The 3,589-nt window shown below is 64.3% G+C and carries 5 protein-coding genes; 1 reads left to right on the top strand and 4 read right to left on the bottom strand.

Features of this window, described 5'->3' with window-relative positions:
• Positions 1–101: 101 nt before the first annotated feature.
• From LRF89_RS12970 to LRF89_RS12985, 4 genes are all read right to left on the bottom strand, one after another.
• Complete coding sequence (locus LRF89_RS12970; protein ID WP_238637329.1) at positions 102–1,310, bottom strand: hypothetical protein; 1,209 nt, start codon at positions 1,308–1,310, stop codon at positions 102–104.
• A 134-nt stretch (positions 1,311–1,444) separates the two neighbouring features.
• Entirely contained in the window at positions 1,445–2,017 is a 573-nt protein-coding gene (locus tag LRF89_RS12975; RefSeq protein ID WP_238637330.1) for a PulJ/GspJ family protein, read from the bottom strand.
• An 11-nt stretch (positions 2,018–2,028) separates the two neighbouring features.
• Positions 2,029–2,526, bottom strand: a complete 498-nt coding sequence (locus LRF89_RS12980; protein ID WP_338018529.1) for a type II secretion system protein — start codon at positions 2,524–2,526, stop codon at positions 2,029–2,031.
• On the bottom strand, positions 2,519–2,992 hold the full coding sequence (locus tag LRF89_RS12985) for a pilus assembly FimT family protein (protein ID WP_238637332.1): 474 nt from the start codon (positions 2,990–2,992) through the stop codon (positions 2,519–2,521). The genes LRF89_RS12980 and LRF89_RS12985 overlap by 8 nt, the downstream gene beginning before the upstream one ends.
• Before the next feature lie 240 nt (positions 2,993–3,232).
• On the opposite strand from LRF89_RS12985, the gene LRF89_RS12990 reads away from it, so the two are divergent.
• Positions 3,233–3,589: transposase (locus LRF89_RS12990; RefSeq protein WP_238637333.1), on the top strand; the 357-nt coding region annotated here is incomplete at its 3' end.

Raw genomic sequence — 3,589 nt, forward strand, 5'->3', positions numbered from 1 at the left:
GGTGGGACAAGCACCGCTGGACGGACGCCCGAATTCCTCTCGGAAACGAGAGACCGGCTGCGTGAGCACCGGAATCCTCATCCTTGAGGGCGAGGAGGAAGTCAATCGCGGTACGACCAACTCCGGACTGTACCATCCACATCACCCACCGCGAACGCCGGATCACAGCTCAAGGGAAGCTCCTCGTCCGTGCAGCTTACATCGCCGGTTATCTCGGGTCGCCCACGCACATAGTCGATGTCATCGTCCGCATAGCTGACCCAGCCGTCCTCGTCTCTGGTGAACACATCGCCGTCGAACGAGATACCAGAATCCATACTCCCTGCGCGCCCGGTATCATGGACGAGCGGCAGCTCCGGGGCGTTATCGTAGCCGAAGTAGACGTCGCCGCCGAACGAGAGCGTCGAGAAACGCAGGCGATCGAAGTCTCGAGGAGGGTCATACTCCTTACAATTTCGCCGCGGTGGCTTACAATCAGCACGGTCACCCCCACTAAGGCGATAGTGGCTAGGAGGATCCCCCAGCGCCAACAGGCTATTGTCCCCGCTAAAGAGGTGGACATCACCGCGGAAGACGGCCGTATCCCGGAACTCGAAATCGGTCCAGCCGCTCTGCTGCTGCGCTCGTCCCTCGACCAGCAGGGTGGCGTCCCCGCCGAACCACACGCCTCGGTCGAAGTAGACATCCGCCCTGGTACGTGCGGCCGAGTCGATACTGATGGTCACCGAGCCCTCGAAGAAGACCGGCCGTTGGAAATGCACCTTATCAGCGGCCTTGGGGATATCCAGGCGGTTGCCGTAGAGCACCAGGCCCACGTCCGACTCATACGCCGCGGGATCGACCAGGTGGGCAATCCAGTAGTAGAGCGGATCGCCCGGGCATATCTCATCCACCTCGAACCAGCCGAAATCGAGGTCCTCGAGACACGCCTGCTGATCCGCTAGATGCTGTGTGATGGCATCGGTGGGCAGGCGGTTGATGGGGAGCCCGACCTCAACCGTATGCGCGGCTTGAGCTTGATCCAACGACGCCGCATCCAACCCCGTGAACGTGAACACCGGAACACCGTCGTCCGACGCAACCGGATCACCGTCGAAATGAAACGCAACCGGCTCCCTGTCCCCGAAAGCGTGTACGGCGTCCCAGTCGTCCATCTGAACACCGAGCAACGAGCCCGTCTCAGCGGCGTGCAAGGCCCGTGTGCTATTGAGCAGATCGCTCGAAACAGCGATTCGTCCCTGGGTAAGCTGCGCGACCCCCGACACCAGGATACCGACCAGCACCAATGCCCCTACGGCGCCGATCAGCACCCCGCCTCCCTGGTGGTCCACCCTGTGGCGCAGGCCGGCCGGCCCCGTGGATCGCTTGCTTTTATCCCCTGTCATTGCACCTTCTCCCAGACCGCACCATCGCCCGAAGGGTCCAGACTGTCAGCTGCCACCGATCAGTCCGCCTGCCCGCGCCGAACAGCGAGAATTGATAGACACCCTTCTTCCTCGGCCTCTTCTTCCTCGGCCTCTTCGTCCTCCGCCGCGGTAAGACAGGCGTCCGAGGTAAAGGGGGACCGATCCAACCAGAGTTCCACGACGTAGATCCCCTCGTGGCCCGTCACCGCCTCACCAGGACAGCGCAGAGCCACGTCCGCAACCGCATGCTCGTCGGGCAAGGGAATCCGGAACTGCAGTCGATCGTCGTCAGGCGGCTGGAACGCGAGGCTGAGCGCACGGCCGTCCTCGACGAGTTGAGCCGAGCAGGCGTCCGGCGCCAACTCAGCCTCATGCTCCATACGGCGGATCTCGTTCGCCATGCGCCCGAAAGCGTGGTTGAGCTCGACCTGCGCCGTATCCAGGCTGCGATACAGCCCTGTGCCCTTGAAGGCCGCCACCAGCGCTTGCGTGACCATCACGGCGACCACCGCGGCGATCGACAGCACGATGACCAGCTCGATGAGGGTAACCCCCCGCTCTCTGGGCGGCCGCGCCTTGCGGTCGGCGGCGGCTCGGCGTACATCACCCATCCCCTGGCCCCTCATCGTGGCAGCCCAACGTGCACAGGCTTATAGTCCTGATCTGGATTACTGACCTCGAACCGCAGGACGGATGCGCCGTCGAGGCTCGTCCGGCAGCAGGCCATCTGCGTGTTGGCATCGTTGGCACAGAAGTGCTCGGCAAGCCTGCCAAGGTCCGGATCGTCGAAGACTTCTCCCATCTCGCCGCCGGGAATGACCGAGCACGACGCATCCGGGGCGGCGCAGCCCTGTTCCCGTACTACGCCCTTGATATGCCCACCGCGCACCAGTTCCGCGCAACTGCTCGCCATCCGGCTGTAGCGGTCCACATCGCTAAGATCCCTCTGCACCGCGAAGTACGCATACAGGGTGGCGATCATGGCCATGACGAAACCCATCACGCTGATTGCGACCACCATCTCCAGCAGCGTCATCCCCGCCTGCCGGCCAATCCGCCGGTCCGGCGCCTGAGCCCCTGCACGGAGACGTACTCTTCCCGAACCTGATTCTCTAATCACAATCGGTAGGCTCCACGCTACCCGACGCTCCCCGGACCAGCAGGCACCGTGCCGCCCCCCGATCCCCCGAGAGCCTCAGCCGTATATCCGTGCTCGCCGCAAGATCCCCGTTCGGGTAGCGGTAGGTCACGGTCTCCCCGGACGGACTCAGCGACACCCCGTCCGCAAGTGTGCGCTGCCTATGACCGCCCCCGGGGCAGTCCTCGCCATCCACTTCCCAGCCGCCGCCCGTCAGCACGACATCCACCTGGCGAGCCCCATCCTCGAACCCGCAAACCATCGCGCGTGAACGCGCGGCCCGCAGATCCGACATCAGCTGATCCCGCGCCTCCATCACCGTCGCAGCGCCAGCCGAACCGCCAAGGCCGGAAGCGGCCATCCCGGCCACGATGCTGAGGATCACCAGGACGAGAACGATCTCGATGAGGGTGTACCCGCCGCCTCCCCCCCTGCCTACTTTTGTCACCACCTCCCCCTCGCGCCGCCCACCACACCGTGCTCCACGCACTTGCCGGGACGCGTATCTCTAGGCGCAAGTATACCCCGGTTTACACGTCCCGGCCCACTTTTCGCGTTCCTCGCTGGGTCGCGTAGATGGATCACCCCGGATTATTCAGCGCAGGCGGGGAAATAGGTTGGCGTAGCGCCGGAGTTTCTGGATAATCATGAAGTTGCAGACCACACGAACCAGAGCCGACGCTACGCCATGGGTGAAACGCTACCGCTATCCAAAGCGACGTTCAACAGCGCGATCCAAGTCGAGACCCGCCCGGAGCGACTGAGTTCGGAGGCCGGGGTCTACCTTCAGCGCGAGGCACTCGAGCGGACCGGAATCATCTCCTGGCTGACCGAGCGCCTGACGGACCCCCGGGATCCGGATCGGGTCAAGCACGTGCTCGGCGAGCTGCTTCGCGACACCCTGTTGATGATCGGCCAGGGCTGGGACGATCAGGCCGACGCCGAGACGCTGCGCGATGACCCGATGCTCGCCGCCTGCGGCAGCGACCGACGCGGTGCCCAGGTCATCGAGCGGAAGCTGGCCTCGCAGCCGACGATCTCGCGG

The organism is Halorhodospira sp. 9621 (genome assembly GCF_022228055.1).
GTDB classification, from domain to species: Bacteria; Pseudomonadota; Gammaproteobacteria; order Nitrococcales; family Halorhodospiraceae; genus Halorhodospira; species Halorhodospira halophila_A.

What these genes read in the sequence shown, in the direction of transcription:
- LRF89_RS12975 (WP_238637330.1), bottom strand. Translation starts at nt 2,017, where the DNA reads ATGGGTGATGTACGCCGAGCCGCCGCCGACCGCAAGGCGCGGCCGCCC.